15 protein-coding genes and 1 pseudogene are annotated in these 16,790 nt (G+C 70.6%); 6 read left to right on the top strand and 10 right to left on the bottom strand.

Annotated features, from left to right (window positions below):
* Positions 1-153: 153 nt before the first annotated feature.
* Complete coding sequence (locus ACFYPA_RS30495) at positions 154-1,485, bottom strand: peptidoglycan recognition protein (protein ID WP_359082977.1); 1,332 nt, start codon at positions 1,483-1,485, stop codon at positions 154-156.
* A gap of 138 nt (positions 1,486-1,623) precedes the next feature.
* On the opposite strand from ACFYPA_RS30495, the gene ACFYPA_RS30490 reads away from it, so the two are divergent.
* The 4 genes from ACFYPA_RS30490 to ACFYPA_RS30475 all read left to right on the top strand — a co-directional run bounded on the left by ACFYPA_RS30490 (position 1,624) and on the right by ACFYPA_RS30475 (position 7,686).
* Positions 1,624-2,373: a TIGR03089 family protein gene (locus ACFYPA_RS30490; protein WP_359315016.1), complete on the top strand. Its 750-nt coding sequence runs from the start codon at positions 1,624-1,626 to the stop codon at positions 2,371-2,373.
* Between the two features lie 220 nt (positions 2,374-2,593).
* Positions 2,594-3,937: an LCP family protein gene (locus ACFYPA_RS30485; protein ID WP_359315019.1), complete on the top strand. Its 1,344-nt coding sequence runs from the start codon at positions 2,594-2,596 to the stop codon at positions 3,935-3,937.
* A 223-nt stretch (positions 3,938-4,160) separates the two neighbouring features.
* A complete protein-coding gene (locus ACFYPA_RS30480) occupies positions 4,161-5,930 on the top strand; it encodes an LCP family protein (RefSeq protein WP_359315022.1) in 1,770 nt (589 codons plus the stop codon).
* 256 nt (positions 5,931-6,186) lie between these two features.
* Positions 6,187-7,686, top strand: coding sequence for an LCP family protein (locus ACFYPA_RS30475; protein ID WP_359082973.1), 1,500 nt, complete (start codon positions 6,187-6,189; stop codon positions 7,684-7,686).
* A 134-nt stretch (positions 7,687-7,820) separates the two neighbouring features.
* Here ACFYPA_RS30475 and ACFYPA_RS30470 read toward each other — a convergent pair whose 3' ends face one another.
* Positions 7,821-8,849 carry a glycosyltransferase family 2 protein gene (locus ACFYPA_RS30470; RefSeq protein WP_359082972.1) on the bottom strand — a complete coding sequence of 343 codons (1,029 nt, stop codon included), beginning with the start codon at positions 8,847-8,849 and terminating at the stop codon, positions 7,821-7,823.
* A 279-nt stretch (positions 8,850-9,128) separates the two neighbouring features.
* Here ACFYPA_RS30470 and ACFYPA_RS30465 point away from each other — a divergent pair, with 279 nt between their 5' ends.
* Entirely contained in the window at positions 9,129-10,493 is a 1,365-nt protein-coding gene (locus tag ACFYPA_RS30465; protein WP_389135529.1) for an LCP family protein, read from the top strand.
* Positions 10,494-10,525: 32 nt separating this feature from the next.
* Here ACFYPA_RS30465 and ACFYPA_RS30460 read toward each other — a convergent pair whose 3' ends face one another.
* The gene (locus ACFYPA_RS30460; protein WP_148018987.1) at positions 10,526-11,074 is read right to left on the bottom strand and encodes an acyl-CoA thioesterase; all 549 of its coding nucleotides are present in this window, start codon (positions 11,072-11,074) and stop codon (positions 10,526-10,528) included.
* Between the two features lie 139 nt (positions 11,075-11,213).
* On the opposite strand from ACFYPA_RS30460, the gene ACFYPA_RS30455 reads away from it, so the two are divergent.
* Positions 11,214-12,506, top strand: a complete 1,293-nt coding sequence (locus ACFYPA_RS30455) for an LCP family protein (RefSeq protein WP_359353092.1) — start codon at positions 11,214-11,216, stop codon at positions 12,504-12,506.
* A gap of 66 nt (positions 12,507-12,572) precedes the next feature.
* Here the strand turns inward: ACFYPA_RS30455 and ACFYPA_RS30450 are convergent, their stop codons facing one another.
* The 7 genes and pseudogenes from ACFYPA_RS30450 to ACFYPA_RS30420 all read right to left on the bottom strand — a co-directional run.
* Positions 12,573-13,379, bottom strand: coding sequence for a class I SAM-dependent methyltransferase (locus ACFYPA_RS30450; protein ID WP_359315028.1), 807 nt, complete (start codon positions 13,377-13,379; stop codon positions 12,573-12,575).
* Entirely contained in the window at positions 13,376-13,852 is a 477-nt protein-coding gene (locus ACFYPA_RS30445; protein ID WP_359082965.1) for a hypothetical protein, read from the bottom strand. Before ACFYPA_RS30445 ends, ACFYPA_RS30450 begins: the two co-directional genes overlap by 4 nt.
* Positions 13,853-13,911: 59 nt before the next feature.
* Positions 13,912-14,367, bottom strand: a complete 456-nt coding sequence (locus tag ACFYPA_RS30440; protein WP_389135524.1) for a hypothetical protein — start codon at positions 14,365-14,367, stop codon at positions 13,912-13,914.
* Between the two features lie 246 nt (positions 14,368-14,613).
* Positions 14,614-15,285, bottom strand: coding sequence for an enoyl-CoA hydratase-related protein (locus ACFYPA_RS30435; RefSeq protein WP_359082963.1), 672 nt, complete (start codon positions 15,283-15,285; stop codon positions 14,614-14,616).
* Between the two features lie 287 nt (positions 15,286-15,572).
* A complete protein-coding gene (locus tag ACFYPA_RS30430; RefSeq protein ID WP_359082962.1) occupies positions 15,573-16,040 on the bottom strand; it encodes a hypothetical protein in 468 nt (155 codons plus the stop codon).
* A complete protein-coding gene (locus tag ACFYPA_RS30425) occupies positions 16,037-16,255 on the bottom strand; it encodes a DUF397 domain-containing protein (RefSeq protein WP_389135559.1) in 219 nt (72 codons plus the stop codon). The genes ACFYPA_RS30430 and ACFYPA_RS30425 overlap by 4 nt, the downstream gene beginning before the upstream one ends.
* Positions 16,229-16,351, bottom strand: a pseudogene (locus ACFYPA_RS30420) (transcriptional regulator); the annotation flags it as partial. The pseudogene ACFYPA_RS30420 and the gene ACFYPA_RS30425, both read right to left, overlap by 27 nt.
* Positions 16,352-16,790 lie beyond the last annotated feature (439 nt).

Raw genomic sequence — 16,790 nt, 5'->3', positions numbered from 1 at the left:
CGCTGGATCAGCGCGGGACGTCCGGCGCACAGCGGAGACCGGACAGCAGCTTCTTCGGCTGGCAAGTGTATGCAGACCGGTGGAGGGCCCCTCGGTCAGCAGCCCGCAGCAGGCCCCCGGCGCGGCCGGTGCCCGGTCATGGCTCCGCTCGCGTCAGCGGCCCTGCAGCCGGGCCGAAGCGGTCCGGGCGGTGCCGAGCTTCTTGTAAAGACGCGCTCCGGGGCATTCGGTTGCGAATCCGTCCCGGTGGCCGGAGATGACGTTGAGTTTGACCTTCTTCCCCTTCTTGTACTTGTTGCTGCCGCCCGAGGTCAGCGTGACCTTGCCCTTCGGGTTGGCGCCGAACAGCCCGAGCTTCCAGGCGGTGAGCTTCTCGACGGCGGTGACAGCGGCGGCGGGCGGGTTCGACTTGCTGAAGGTCCCGAGCACGGCGATGCCCATGGTGTTGGTGTTGAAGCCGAGGGTGTGCGCGCCCATGACGGCCTTCGTCACACCTCCGGCGCGGCCCTCGTAGATGTTTCCGCACTTGTCGACGGCGAAGTTGTAGCCGATGTCGCGCCAGCCGCTGCTCTTGACGTGGTAGCGGTAGATGCCGCGCAGGACCGAGGGCGCCTGCGAGCACGTGTAGTTGTTGCCGGTGGCGCTGTGGTGGATGAAGGCCGCCTTGACGCTCTTGGTGTACGCGAAGCCGCTCTCGCGGAGCTTCTCGTCGGCGCCCCATCCCTTGCGGGTGATGATGCGGGGCCGCGGCCCGATGTACGGCTTGGCGGCGGGCGCCAGGCCGGCGGCCTCCTCGGTCTCGGTCCTGTTCAGGGCCGGGAGCACGGTGGCGGGGGTGCGGCCGGCGCCCGCCGCGCCGGTGTCCGCCGCCTCCGCGCGGTCGGTGCCGGTGACCTGCCGCGGGTCCTTGCCGGGGTCGACGAGTTCCAGGTGCAGCCCGGCGGGCAGCGGCACGGGTGCCGTGTCCCGGGTGGCGGGGGCCTCGGGACGTACCCGGACCTCGACGCCGTCGCTGTCGCCGACCCAGAGCGGGGCGGTGGAGCCGCGGGCGGCACCCGATTCGCGCTCTTCGGTTCCGGCGTCGGCGGAGTGCTCGGCGTTGTGCGTCTCCAGGTCCTGCCACTGCGACCAGCGGTCGGTGCCGGTGGCGCGGGTGCGGACCTGGGCGGTGCCGTGCAGTTCGGTGTCCACGTCGTCCCAGACGACGCCGACCAGGGAGAACGGCTGGACGTCACGCTCGGGCAGCCCTTGTTCAGCGGCGGCGGGTTCGCCGGTGGCCCGTACAGGAGGGGAGGACATCGGGTTCAGGGCCAGGGACTGCGTCGAACCGGGCACGTGCGCCGGTTCGGATGCCCGGGCGGGAACGGATCCGGCGGCGGCCGGGTGGGCGGGGGTGTCGACGGCGGCGCCCGCAGGCGCGGCGAGCGGCAGTACGAGAGCTGCCGCACAGGTGACACCCATGGAGGATGCAATGAAGGCACGCATACACATGATCCTTGGCACAGGCGCGCCACTCCGGCGACCGGGACTTTTCCGGGCGATTGACGGCCCGTCTGCCGAACCGGTGTACCCGGCTCCCGCCGTACCCGGCCCCTCCCGGCACCGGCGCGTACCCTTCTGCGCATGAACGCCAGCGACCGCACCCCTGCCGACCTGCTGCGTTCCGCGCTCGCCGCGGACCCGGCCCGCCCCATGGTCACTTTCTACGACGACGCCACCGGGGAGCGCGTCGAACTGTCGGTGGCCACCTTCGCCAATTGGGTGGCCAAGACGGCGAACCTGTTGCAGGGCGACCTCGCCGCCGAACCCGGCGACCGGCTCGCGCTGCTGCTGCCCGCGCACTGGCAGTCCGCGGTCTGGCTGCTGGCCTGCGCCTCGGTCGGTGTGGTCGCCGATGTGCAGGGGGACCCCGCCGCGGCCGACCTCGTCGTCTCCGGGCCGGACAGCCTGGACGCCGCGCGGGCCTGCCGCGGTGAGCGGATCGCGCTGGCGCTCCGCCCGATGGGCGGCAGGTTCCCGCAGGCTCCCGAGGGCTTCGCGGACTACGCGGTCGAGGTGCCGGGACAGGGCGACCGGTTCGCCCCGTTCGCGCCCGTCGACCCGGATGCCCCGGCGCTGACCGTGGGCGGCGGTGGGTTCACCGGCGCGGAGCTGGTCGCGCGGGCTCGCGAGGACGGTGCGGCGTGGGGGCTGGGCGCCGGGTCGCGGCTGCTGTCGGGACGTACGTACGACACGTGGGACGGGCTCAGCGCCGGGCTGTTCGCGCCGCTCGCCACCGGGGCCTCCGTGGTGCTGTGCCGGCATCTCGGACAGCTGGGCGCGGACGGTCTCGCCCAGCGCGTCGAGAGCGAGCGGGTCACGCGGACCGTGTGACGGCCGACCGCTGGTGCGGGCGGCCTCAACCGCCGCGACACCGCGGTATGACAAGCGGTCCGAGGGCCACCCGTCCGGCCCAGCGTGGGCCGAGCCCTCCCGGCGATGCGTCAACTCCGGTACATGATCTGCGGTACGGACCACTCAAGGCACAACCAAGCGTGAGGTTCAGCCGTCTACTTGTGCGACCGGCGGCCCAGCGCGCTGCCGAACGTGAAGGATGGACGCAGACGTGACCGAAAGCGCCGGACCGCCGGCCGATCCCGACGACGCGGGCGGGGACCAGGCCCCGACACCGGACGGTTCACCCGGTGCGGAGCCCGGCGAGACGCGCACCCCGGCGGACGCCCCGGGCGGCGAGACGCGCAGCGGGTCCGGCAGCGGGCCGTCGCACGGAGCGCCGCCGAAGGGCCCCGGCGGGCCGGGCCCGGCTCTCGACATCGTCGTCAAGCGCAAGCGTCACTGGCTGCGTTGGACCGCGCTCGGCGCCTCTTTCGTCGTACTGGTCGCCGCGGGCGCCGGCTGGTGGCTGTACAAGAAGCTGGACGGCAACATCAGGACGGACACCTCCGCGGCCGCCGAACTCAGGGCGTACGAGAAGGAACGCCCCTCGTCCGTCGTCCACGACGCGCAGAACATCCTGCTCATCGGCTCGGACAGCCGGGCCGGGGACAACAGCAAGTACGGCCGTGACGACGGCGGCAGCCAGCGTTCGGACACCACGATCCTGCTGCACCTGGCCGCGAACCGGAAAAGTGCCACGGCGATGTCTCTTCCGCGCGATCTGATGGTGCGGATCCCGGAGTGCCACAAGGCGGACAAAAGCATCAGCAAGCCGCAGTTCGCGCAGTTCAACTGGGCCTTCGAGTTCGGCGGAACCGCCTGCACCATCCGCACGGTCGAGAAGATGACCGGCATCCGCATCGACCACCACATGGTCATCGACTTCGACGGCTTCAAGGACATGGTCGACGCGGTGGACGGGGTCGAGATCTGCCTCAAGAAGCCGATCAACGACAGCGCCGCCCACCTCAAGCTCCCGACCGGCCGCCAGAAGCTCGACGGCGAGCAGGCCCTGGGCTACGTACGGGTCCGCAAGTCCATCGGCAACGGCAGCGACACCGAACGGATGGACCGCCAGCAGCAGTTCCTGGGCGCACTGGTGAACAAGGTGCAGAGCAACGGGGTCCTGCTCAACCCCACCCGGCTCTACCCGGTGCTGGACGCGGCCACCAAGGCCCTGACCACCGACCCGGGTCTGGACAGCCTCAAGGACCTCTACGACCTGGTGCGCGGCATGCGCAACGTACCGACCGACAAGGTGCAGTTCCTGACCGTCCCCCGGCAGCCGTACGCCACCAACGCGAACCGGGACGAACTGGTGCAGCCCGACGCGGACAAGCTCTTCAGGCAACTGCGCGACGACAAGCCCGTCGCCGTCGTGCCCGCGGATCAGCTCAAGGATGACGGCGGAAAGAACACTGACGCCGCCGACGCCTCCGGACCGACTCCCACTCCCACCTACTCGGGGAACAATGCGGCAACCGACCTGTGCAAGCAGTAAAGCAATGACCAAGCCGCCCTCAATGTTCGGCGTGCAATGGGAAGAATGCCCGGTTGTAAGGGCCGTGGAATATGTCACGCCCGTCGCTGGACAGCGAACGGGCCGGATAGTGTGACGCGATCCGGTGCTTCCGGCCTCCTGGCCGCGTACTTCCGGAGCGAAAGACTGAGCGCCTTATCGGGGGAGGCGCCTCGCGTGGCACCGACGGAGGACTCAAACAACCGTGGATGCACAAGGCCGTGGGCGGGCGGAAGAAATCGATCCCGCAGACCAATGGGTCCTCAACCCGGACACCGGCGACTACGAACTGCGACTGAACAATTCCGGAGGGGATTCGGGCGGAGCGCCCGGGGTTTCGGCTCCGCGGAGTTCCGGGCGCAGAGGTGCCGTCCGTGAGGGCGACGGGGAGCGTCGCGGTGCGGCGGCGGGTGAGGGATCGCGCCGAGGCCGAGAGGTGCCCCGGCAGGGCGGCCGCCGTGCGGCCCCCGGCCCGCGCGGCCAGGAGGCCACCGCTTCCGCCGAGAACAGCGCGGGCCGGCGCAAGCGCAAGGCCCCCAAGGCCCGCCGCAAGAAGGCGCTGCTCTGGACGGGCGGCGTGATGGCCTTCCTGCTCGTCGGCGCCTCGGCCGGCGGGTACTGGCTGTACCAGCACTTCAACGGCAACCTGAACACCGTGGACATCGGCGACCGCGGCAACAAGGACGTCGTCACGGCCAACGCGCCGCTCAACATATTGGTCATCGGTACGGACAAGCGCACCGGCAAGGGCAACGAGGGCTACGGCGACAAGGGAAGTACCGGCCACGCGGACACGAACATCCTGTTCCACGTCTCCGAGGACCGCACCAACGCCACGGCGATGAGCATCCCCCGCGACCTCATGACCAACATCCCGGACTGCAAGGCGAAGCAGGCGGACGGCTCGGAGAAGACCATTCCGGGCACGCAGAACGTCCGCTTCAACACCAGCCTCGGCCAGGACGGCCGCGACCCGGGCTGCACGATGGACACCGTCAAGGAGCTCACCGGCCTGCAGGTCGACCACTTCATGATGGTCGACTTCAACGCGGTGAAGGAACTGTCCACGGCGGTCGGCGGCGTCAACATCTGCCTGGCCCACGCGGTCAAGGACGACAAGTCGCACCTCGACCTGCCGGCGGGCCCGAGCAAGGTCCAGGGCGAGGAGGCGCTGGCGTTCGTACGGACCCGGCACGCCTACGCCAACGGGAGCGACCTCGACCGGATCAAGGGCCAGCAGCAGTTCATCGGCTCGATGATCCGGCAGATGAAGTCGAACGACACGCTGACGAGCCCGACGAAGCTGTACAAGCTGGCGGACTCGGCGACCAAGGCGCTGACGGTCGACTCGGCCATCGACTCGGTGTCGAAGCTGAGCACGCTCGCCAAGGAGCTCACCAAGATCGACACGAAGAACATCACGTTCGTGACGCTGCCGGTGATCGACAACCCGGCGGAGCCCAAGCCGATCACGGTGGTCGTGGACCCGGTCAAGGCGCCCCAACTGCTCTCGATGATGCAGGCGGACACCTCGCTGACCGAGGTGGCCGCGCAGAAGAAGGCCGCCAAGAGCAAGCAGAACGCGCTCCTCAAGGGAACCAGGGCGGCAGCGGCCGACGTCCGCGTAGACGTGTACAACGGCGGGGAGATCGCCGGCGGTGCCCAGCAGACCGTCTCGTGGCTGCAGAACGACAAGGGAGTCCTGAAGTCCACGAACAAGGCCAACGCCCCGGCGAAGGCTGCCAAGACGACGCTCGAGTACGCGCCGAACCAGGCCGACCAGGCCCGGGCGCTCGCCGAGATGATGGGCCTTCCCGCCACGGCGATGAAGCCGGGCACGAAGGACGCCGTGGGGCTGCAAGCGATGGTGCTGACGCTGGGGGCGGACTTCAAGGGCGCGGGCACTCCCATCACCGGGCCGACGAAGATCGACATTCCGAAGGCCAGCGCCGACAAGGAAGTGTGCGCCAAGTGACACCAGGTCACTGCGCGATATCGCGAGTCTGAACAGCAGGGGGGTCCTGGTGGGACGGAGCAGCACGCCCGGGGAGGGGACACGACCACGGGCTTCACACGCCCGCGCCCTGGGGAGGGACGAAGGCCTCCCCACCGACGACGGCCCGCACCCGCGCACCGACGAGAACGAGGGCGGCGGGAGCGGGGGCGGCCGGGCCGGCCATCGGCGCGGCAAGTCACGTAAACGGGCGGCCACGAAGTCCCGTAAACGCCGCGTGTTCCGTTGGATCGCGATCGCGCTGGCGCTGCTGGTCCTGGGCACGGCCACCGCCGGATACCTGTACTACCAGCACCTCAACAACAACATCCGCAGCAGTGCGCGCAGCGGCGGCGAGAGCGGCGTGAAGAAGGCCGCACCCAACGCCGCGGGGCAGACCCCGATCAACATCCTGCTGCTCGGTTCCGACAGCCGCAACAGTGCGGAGAACGTGAAGCTCGGCGGCAGCCGGGACTCCGTCGGTGACAAACCGCGGGCTGACGTGCAGATGCTTCTGCACATCTCGGCGGACCGGAAGAGCTCCTCGATGGTCAGCATCCCGCGTGACACGATCGTCGAGATCCCCGAGTGCAAGGACGACGAGACCGGCCAGTCGTACCCCGCCACCGACAACAAGCCGATCAACGAGTCCCTGCAGCGCGGCGGTCCGGGCTGCACGCTGACCACCTGGGAGAAGCTCACCGGCGTCTACATCAACCACTGGATGATGATCGACTTCGCCGGTGTGGTGGCGATGGCGGACGCGATCGGCGGCGTCGACGTGTGTGTGAAGACCGGCGTGTGGGACCGGCCGACCCGCATGGTCAAGGGGGGCTCCGGCCTCAAGCTGCCGGAGGGGACCAGCACGGTCCAGGGCGAGGACGCGCTGAAGTGGCTGCGCACCCGGCACGCCTTCGGCAATGACCAGAACCGGGCCAAGGCCCAGCACATGTACATGAACTCGATGCTCCGCACGCTCAAGAAGCAGAACGCGTGGTCGGACGCGGGCCGGCTGATGAACCTCGCCGAGACGGCCACCGAGGCCCTCCAGGTCTCCGACGAGATCCGCTCGGTGAAGAAGCTCTACGACCTGTCGACGCAGCTCAAGAACGTGCCGATCAACCGCATCACGACGACGACGATTCCGACGGTCGAGTGGTCGCAGGACAAGAACCGGCTCGTGATGGTGGAGAAGTCCGCCGACCAGATGTGGCAGATGCTCCGTGAGGACGTCGCCTTCGACAAGAACGGCAAGCCGAAGGCGAAGGCCTCACCCTCCGCGACGGCGCCCGGTCCGCCCGCGGCGGCCCCGGGGACCCTGAACGTCTCGGTGGCCAACGGCACGGGTGTCGGGCAGCCGGCGAAGGACGGCCGGGCCACCGAAGTCGCTCAGCTCCTGAACGGCAAGGGCTTCGGCCTGGCCAAATCCGCTCAAACCGGGGAGCCGGTCAAGACCACGGTCGTGCGGTACCCGCAGGAGGACGGCGATCAGGGCAAGTCCGACGCGGAGTCCGTGGCCAAGGCCCTGGGGCTGCCGACGACGGCCGTCAAGGCCGACGCGGAGGCCGGCGAACTGACCCTCGTCGTCGGCGCCGACTGGCGCGACGGGACCGTGTACGAGGCTCCCGCGACGGCGGAGGCGGGTGACCTCCCGGACGGCGCGGATGAGGCGAACGCCGCCGACAAGGAGTGCATGGACGTCTACTCCGTCTACCGGTGGGACGGCGCCAAGAGCTGACGCGGCGGTGTTCCGGTCCCGGCGGCGCGACGCCCCGGGACCGGGACCTGGAGCGCCGGTACGGGCGGTCCCGTAACGGGCGAGGCCGCCCGGTGCACCATGCACCGGGCGGCCTCGTTCGCTCCCCGAAGGGATCAGACGTGCTGCGGCCCCGCCTGCACCGCCGGGCGGCGGCTGGCGATGACGCGCTTCGCCAGTGAGCGCGGGCTCGTCAGGAAGCCGTAGCCCCACGACATGTGCATGGTCGCCAGCGCCACCGGGATCTGCGCCCGTGCCTTCAGCGGCAGGCCCTTGCCCGCCGGGAGGGACCCGGCGACGATGGCCGCGACGTAACCGGCAGGGACGACCAGCGCCCACGGGGTGACCGCGGCACCCACCACGAGACCGGCCGCGATCGCGACGACGGCGGTCGGCGGGGCCAGATAGCGCAGGTTGATCGAGCCGGGGTGGTAGCGGGCGACGACGTGGCGCCAGCGGCCGTAGTCCTTGTACTGCTTGGCGAGCGCCCGGACGGAGGGGCGCGGGCGGTACTGCACCCGGAGCTCGGGCGAGAACCAGATCAGGCCGCCGGCCTCGCGGATGCGGAAGTTCAGCTCCCAGTCCTGGGCGCGGATGAACTCGATGTTGTACCCGTCCGCCCTCTCCAGGGCCTCCCGGCGGAAGACGCCCAGGAACACGGTCTCGGCCGGTCCGGCCTCGCCGCCCGTGTGGAAGGCCGCGTTGCCTACGCCTATCTTCGACGTCATGGCCGCGGCGACGGCGTCCTCCCAGGCGTTCTCGCCCTCGGCGTGCATGATGCCGCCGACGTTCTGGGCGCCCGTCTCCTCCAGGAGCCGGACGGCGGTCGCGATGTAGTTCGGCGACAGCATGCCGTGGCCGTCCACGCGCACGACCACGGGGTGGCGGGAGGCCTTGATCGCGGCGTTGAGCGCGGCGGGGGTGCGGCCGGTGGGGTTCGGCACGGTCTGGACCCGGGGATCCTCCGCGACCAGCTCGGCGGCGATCTCGTCCGTACGGTCCGTGGACGGGCCGAGCGCGATCACCACCTCCATCTCACCGGCGTACTCCTGCTCCAGGATGTGCCGGACGGAGTTCCGCAGATGCCGTTCCTCGTTGAGTACCGGCATGATCACGGAGACGGCGGGGTGCTGCGCGGCAGACATGTGGTCCTCGGGGGTTCCTCGGGAGCGCCGGGGGTCTCGCACCCCACCAGGCGGCGTCATTCGGCCGCCACGTTACCGCGAATGGGGGACAGCGGCGCGCGCCGCCGGCCTGCTGCCCGGGATGCAGATCGTATGTGCCTACTGTGCGAACGGTCCCCCTTGCACCGCGGAGGTGTCCCCGTGCCCACGCCGCACCGCTCCCCCCGTCCACCGAGGCCCCGCGCCGCTCCCCCGCGACGCGGACGGCCCAGGAAGCAGGACGAGAGACCACGCTGGGGCATGAGGGTGGCGACCACGCTCTCCGTGCTGGTGCTCGGCGCCGGCGGCATCGGCCACGCCGTCGTGACCGGTCTGGAGTCCGGGATCGACCGGATCGACCCGTTCAAGGACATGAAGAACCGGCCCGCGGGCGGTCACGGCATGAACCTGCTGCTGGTCGGCACCGACGGCCGCGACAAGATCACCAAGGACGAGAAGCGGAAGTACCGGCTGGGTGGCGCGCCCTGCCACTGCACCGACACGATCATGCTGGTGCACCTGTCCGCGGACAAGGAGCGCGCCAGCGTCGTCAGCCTGCCGCGCGACAGCTACGCGGAGATCCCCGAGCACCGGGACACGACGACGGGCAAGGAACGCGCGGCCCACCCGGTGAAGCTGAACGCGGCCTATGCCGAGGGCGGGCCGAACCTGACCGTGCGGACCGTCGAGCACATGACGGGCGTCAAGATCGACCACTATCTGGAGATCGACTTCACCAGCTTCATGACGACGGTCGACACCCTCGGCGGGGTGAAGATCTGCACCGCCCGGCCGATGAAGGACTCCTACACCGGTCTCGACCTCGCGGCCGGCACCCATGAGCTGGACGGCGGCCAGGCGCTCCAGTACGTGCGCTCCCGGCACATCGACGGCGCCGCCGACCTGGGCCGGATGCAGCGCCAGCAGAAGTTCATGGCCTCGCTGATCGAGCAGGCGACGAGCAGTGGGGTACTGCTGAACCCGGTGAAGTTCCAGGAGGTCGCCTCGACGATGCTGAAGTCGGTACGGGCCGACCGGGGCTTCGGCACGGAGCGGATGCTGGAGCTCGGCCAGGCGATGCGGGGGTTCTCCGCCTCCTCGACCGAATTCACCTCGGTGCCCATGGGCGACGTCGCGTACCAGGTCAAGGGCATCGGTTCGACGGTCAAATGGGACCCGAAGAAGTCGAAGGCGCTGTTCCGGGCGCTGCGCGACGACCGGCCACTCACCACCGCGCGCCCCAAGGAGGCTCCGGCGAAGAAGGTCGACGTCCCGCCGCGGCAGATCCGGGTCCAGGTCTACAACGGAACCCCGAAGGACGGCCTCGGCTCCACCGTCGACGCGGCACTGCACGCCACGGGCTTCGACACCACCCGCGCCCCGCTCACCGCGCCGCAGCGGGACCTCGAGCACACCCTGGTCACGTACGACCCACGCTGGGACCGGTCGGCGAAGTCTCTGGCGGCGGCCCTGCCGGGGGCCGACCTGATGGCCGTGAAGGGGCAGGGCAGCACGATGAAGGTGACCGCCGGCGCGGACTACCGCACGGTGGAGCGGGTCCGGGCCGAGGAGCCCGATCCGGGCACGTTCGGCGCGGTGAAGGGCGACGAGGTGGTCTGCCCGTAGGGAGTGTCCGCCCGGAGGGCCGTTCGCGGCCCTCAGTCCTCGATGCCGTCGGCCGCGCGCTTCTCGCGCAGCTCCTTGATCGCGCGGCGCCGGGCGAGGCGGTGGGTGCGCCGGATCTGCGCCTCCTGGTAGCGCCGGTTGTCGCGCTCGGTCTCCGGGATCACGGGAGGTACGCGGCGCGGCCTGCCGTCCGCGTCGACCGCGGCGAACACCAGGTACGCGCTGCCGACCTGCGAGGCGGGGGTCGACTCGTTCCAGCGCTCGGCCATGACGCGGACCCCGACCTCCATGGAGGAGCGGCCGGTCCAGTTGACCTGGGCGCGGACGTGAACGAGGTCACCGACGCGGACCGGCTCCAGGAAGACCATCTCGTCCATGGAGGCCGTCACGGCGGGCCCGCCTGAGTGCCGGCCGGCCACCGCGCCCGCCGCGTCGTCGACCAGCTTCATGATCACGCCGCCGTGCACCGTACCCAGCAGATTGGTGTCGCTGCCGGTCATGATGTGGCTGAGGGTGGTCCGGGAGGCCGCTGTGGGCTTGCCCGGAATGTCGCCCTCCGGGCGCGGGGCCTGATCTGTCATGCCCTCCACCTTATGCGGGGGATCGGAGACGTTCCGCCGGGGCGGGAGCACGTCGCAATGCATCAGCTTCGCAACAGCCCTGGTCCGATTTCCCTCACACCCTGTATGAGCAGTGGCCCGGACCTGCACACTGGGTCGCATGAACGATTGGCCCGAGGGCTGGAACGGCGACAACCGCGGCGGAAACGGCTACGGGCAGGGCAGCGCGAGCGGCCGGCCCGAGAGCGCCCGCTCGATGCCGCACGTCCAGCGGCGCCCCACCCCGCCGCAGCAGCGCCCGGCGCCGCCGAGGCAGCCGCAGGTGCCGCAGCAGCCCGGCGGCTACGGCGACGCCCCTGAGTACGACAGCGGCTACAACACCGGACAGGTCTACGGCAGCGGCCAGGACGGCCGCGGCGGTGGCGGTCACGGCGGCGGGCCCGGCGACCGCGGATACGTCCAGGGCCGCCCGGCGGCCCCCGACTGGCGTCGGCGCATCAAGATCGGCGTGCTGAGCCTCGTGGTCGTGGTGCTCGCCGTCTCCGTGGGTACGTACTTCTGGGCCGACTCCAAGCTGAAGCGCGAGGTCGACCTCTCCAAGGTCATCGAGCGGCCGAAGTCGGGCGACGGCACGAACTATCTGATCGTCGGGTCGGACAGCCGCGAGGGCATGACGTCCGAGGACAAGAAGAGGCTCCACACCGGTTCCGCCGAGGGCAAGCGGACCGACTCGATGATGATCCTGCACGACGGCTCCAACGGCCCGACGCTGGTCTCCCTGCCCCGTGACTCGAACGTCGAGATCCCCTCCTTCGTCGGCTCCGAGTCCGGCAAGAGGTTCGAGGGCAAGGGCCGTACGACGAAGCTGAACGCCGCGTACGCCGAGGACGGCCCCGAGCTCCTCGTCCGTACGGTCGAGTTCAACACCGGGCTGCACATCGACCACTACGTCGAGATCGGCTTCGGCGGCTTCGCCAAGATCGTGGACGCGATCGGCGGCGTGGAGCTCGACATCCCCAAGGCCTTCAAGGACAAGTACTCCGGCGCCGACTTCCAGGCCGGCAAGCAGTCGCTCGACGGCCAGCAGGCCCTCGCCTTCGTCCGGACCCGGCACGCCTTCACCTCGGACCTGGACCGTACGAAGAACCAGCAGAAGTTCCTCGCGGCGCTGGCGAGCCAGACGGCGACGCCGTCGACGGTCCTCAACCCGTTCAAGCTGTACCCGACGATGGGCGCCGGTCTCGACACCCTCATCGTGGACAAGGACATGTCGCTGTGGTCCCTGGGCCAGATGTTCTTCGCCATGAAGGGCGTCACGGGCGGTGACGGGACGTCGCTGAACATCCCGATCTCCGGCTCCTCGGGCGGCAACCTGCTCTGGGACAAGGCGAAGGTCAAGCAGCTGGTCGAGCAGCTCAACAACGACGAGAAGGTCACGGTCACCGGCAACTGACCGTACCCCTCGGACAGGCGCGGGCCCGGACGGCTGAACCGTCCGGGCCCGCGCCTGTGCCGGCGCCTACACCTTCCCGTGGGCGAGCACCGCCACGTGCGGCAGCGCCAGCAGCCCGTCCTCGCCCTCGAACTCCTTGCACAGCACGTCGTACTCCCGCTTCGCCTCCGCCACGCCCTCGGGCCCGCGGCTGTTGACGAGCTGCCCGATCGCGGCGACCCCGGACGCGGGCCCCGCCCACCAGTCCTCGGCGTCGGCCCGGTGGTCCCAGGACAGCGACGCGCTGCGTACGTCCCCGAGTCCGGCCGCCGTCAGCAGGGCGCCCAGCCCCTGCGGGGTGCGCGGGAAGTCGTGCTCCTCGTCGACCGCGGCCAGCCAGCCGGGCCGGGTCAGACCGGCGGCCCCGGCGGCGCGGCCGATCAGCGCCTGGCCGGGGGCGCCCGGCGTCTGCCAGATCGTGACGGCGATCCGGCCGCCGGAGCGGGTGACCCGGCGCAGTTCGACGAGGGCGTCCAGCGGGCGGCCGACGTGGTTCAGCACGAAGTTGGCGACGACGGCGTCGAACTCACCGTCCGCGTAGGGCAGCTGGGGCAGCGAGCCGATGCGTACGTCGACTCCGGGCGCCGCCCGCCGGGTGGCCGCGACCATGCCCGGTTCGGCGTCCACGGCCCGTACGACGGCACCGCGCCCGGCGGCGGCCACCGTCACGCTGCCGCTGCCGCACCCCACGTCGAGCAGACGAGTCCCCGCGGCGGTGGACGCGGAGTCCAGCAGGGCGGGGACCGTATGGGCGCAGAGGCGGGCGAAGGTACGGGCGTAGCTCTCGGCGCGCCCGTCCCAGATCCGCCGCTCACTCACGTCGAACGCGGTCACGCGGCGCCTCCGGACGGGCCCTGCGGCTCCACTTCGTCCAGGTCCTCGTAGAGCGCGTCCAGGATGCGCCCCGTCGGCTCGCCCTCCGGCGACAGTTCGGCCAGACACCAGCCGGGCAACCGCGCCTCGACCTCGGGCGGAAGATCGCCGTCCGCCGGATCGGCCAGCGCGTAGAGGAGACCGAAGGCGGTCTCCTTCGCCACCTCCCGGGCTATCTCCCCCAGTTCGGCCGGCGTCAGCCCGAGCCGCACCGCCCGCTCCACCGCCCCGCCCGCCAGGCCTTCCTTCCGGTAGGCCTGAATCCAGTCGGGGGCCGCCGAGCTCCATGCGTCGATGTCCTGCCAGACCGCGCGCAGGAACCGGTACCGGGCCAGCTGAGGGATGTTCTCCTCGGCCTCCGACTCGGCCCAGCCCGATGCGTCGTCGGCCCCCAGTGCCTCGAACAGGCCGGTGAGCGTGTCGATGTCCGTCATGGAGAGGGAAGGTACGCCATCGCGCCGGGTGCCCGCGCCGGGTTCGGGCGTCGTCCGCGTCAGCCCCACATCGAGGCGGCGATCAGCCCGACGACGGCGACGGCGGCGGCCCACACCAGGACGGTCGTGCCGCGGCCACGTCCGCCTTTCCGGGAGCCCTGCCGTGGGTGGTCCCGGCCCGGCGAGGGGGCCACCGTCTCCGTAGCCCTCGCGCCGGCCGTCTCGGCCAACAGGCCCCGGCAGCAGGCCGCCAGGCGGGCGATGTCGCCGTCGAGGGGGGCGGTGGTCTCGGCACGCGCCGGGGCGGTGGTGCCGCCGTCCAGGATGCGCCCGGCCCGGATCCTCACCCGGCCGGACCCGTGCGGGGCGAGACTGATCCACCGGTCGGCGTCCTCACCCCGGATCACGACGGTGCCGCCGCGTTCGCGGTAGACGGTGTACTGCCGCCAGAGCAGCTTCGCCAGCGGTCCGGGGAGGTCGGCCACCGTCGCCGCCTGCCATCTGTCGTCACTCAACGGCATGGGGCCGCCTGTCGGGTGCTGTGCGTCGGCCGGGGTCTGTGCCCCGGTATGTACGTGGTCAACTCGCCGGTCCTTTCGGGCCACGCCGGTCGGCGCGATCACCGCAGGATTGTAGAGGTACGGCAACGACGCACGTCCACCTGGGAGTTGACAGCCCGTACGTTCCTCTCCGCCGCGGACGACGGGGGGCGCCGCAGCCGCGCCCGCGAGGCCGGGGCGCGGGGTGGCGCGGCGCGCGGGTCAGCCGAGCGGGTTGGCGGTGTCGCGCAGGGCGGCCAGGGCCGGGGCGTACATCCGCGCCTTGATCGTCCCGACGGTGTCGCCGGCCTTGTTCACCTGCGCCTGGGCGATCTCGATCGCGGTGGAGCGCACGGCGTCCTCACCGACCGCCAGGTCGACGATGCCGGCGGCCGCGGCGTCGGACCCGCCGTAGCGGTGGGCGGTGAGCATGGCCTTGTGCGCGGTCTGCGGGGCCAGCCGGGACTGGACGAGGGCTGCCATGCCGGGGGTGAAGGGGATGTTGATGTCCGCTTCGGGCAGGCACCAGTAGCCGCGGTCGGCGCGCATGACACGGAAGTCGTGAGCGAGGGAGAACATCGCACCGGCGGCGAAGGTGTGCCCCTGCAGGGCGGCCACCGTGATGATCGGCAGCGACAGCACCCGGGCGAACAGTCCGTGGACGGAGACGACGTAGTCCTGGTGCTGGTCGGCGTGGGCGAACAGCCAGTCCAGGTCGAGCCCGTTGGAGTAGAACTTGCCGGTGGCGGCGGTGACCAGGGCGCGGGGGCCCTCCGCCTTCTCCACCTCGTCGAGCGCGGCGCCGACGGAAGCGAGCCAGTCGGGGTGGAAGCGGTTCTCCCCGTCCCCGAGGTCGAGGACGAAGACGTTGTCGTGACGGTCGAGCGTGGGCATGGGGGCTCCTTCGGGCTGTGCTGACGTGGGCTGAGTCGAGTGGCCACGCTCTACGGCCGGGGCCGCGGTCCGGCCCCGTAATCACGCGGCGGAGGGGCAGCACCGAGGATCATCCGGTCACGGCTCACACTCCCGCGCGGACTCACCTGCCCACCACTTCCCCGACGACGACGCGGCCCGCCACAGATGGTCTACCTGCCAGTAACTTATGGGCGCGGGAGGGAACAGGCAAGTGGGTCACGGTGATCGTTTGCCGTCCCCTGCCGAAAACCGCCGTAGCGCCCCGCTCACCTGCGACTGTTGCGGGCCATCCAGGGGCTGAGCATCATGCGCGGCACGAGTTCCTTGTACGTCTCGTCACCGGGCAGCGGGACGACGAGCCACTGGCCGGGCGGAAAGAGCTTCCCCTTCACGAACGCGGTGCCGCCGTACACGGAACGCAGGAACGCGGGCACGGAGTCGCGGGGGACGTCCTCGAACTCCACCCCGTCGACGGTGACCTTCACGTCGTCCTCGGGAAAGACCTGCACGGTGACGGCGGGCGCTCCGCCCAGCTCGATGAACGCCTCGTGCGGCAGCGAACCGTCCGTGTCGAGCACCGTGAACGCGCCGGCGGAGGTGCGGCGGGAGGTCTGATCAGCACCGATGTCATCGGTGACGGTCACCTCCAGGTTGTACGTGCTCGCGACCTCACGGACCGCGGCGACGGCGGCCTCGGTGCTCGGGAGATGAGGATGCGGGTGCGGGTGCCTCACGCGGCGCTCATCCCTGCACCGCGTACGCGACGAAGGCCATGGGCGCGCTTGGAGTCGCGGTCGTGGACGGTGCTCGAAGCATCAGCGACCTCGACACACTCGCTGCCGTTGCCGCTGTCGCTGTAGCTGCTCTTGACCCGCTTCAAGGCGGAAGCATCTCCGGCAGACGACTTGCGGATCATGTCTCTCCCAGCACTTTGCTCGATGAAGGCCATCGACTCCCGAGGGCTTGGAGCCCGGGCCCGGATCATTCCATACCGCAGCTCAAGGATTCGGAGCTGCTTCGCATCGGAGACGGGCCGACCGCCGAACCTCGTCATCGGGATCGACGTCCCGGACGGGCTCGTCCGCCCCGCCGTCGCCCCGCTCCGTACCGTCGCCAACCACGCTCGTGCGTGCCCCACTTCCGGCGTGCGTGCCGTTCTTCGCTCAACGGCATCCGTTCCCCGCACGTCACTCCGGACAGCCGGTACAGCACTGGACGAACCCCGGCATCCCGCACCGGGTCGTGGATGCCCGCGCCCCGGTGAAACACGTCCCGGTGAGCCGCGACGCGGCCGCCCACGACGTCTAAAGGCTTGTAAAGAACTCAGGGAAATAACCCCACCAAACCCCACCCGGCCCCCGTCCTGACCTGCATCACTCACGCGAGTGAACAATGGCAACCGGGCTGGATTCGGGACGGGTTGGCCGACATATGCTCGCCGCGACAATCACAGAACATGAGACGGCCCCGGCCGGGACTGAGAA

Source organism: Streptomyces sp. NPDC005775 (assembly GCF_042871565.1).
Lineage (GTDB): Bacteria > Actinomycetota > Actinomycetes > Streptomycetales > Streptomycetaceae > Streptomyces.
Note: the sequence above shows the minus strand (reverse complement) of the source record. Positions and strands in the feature narration are given on the sequence as shown.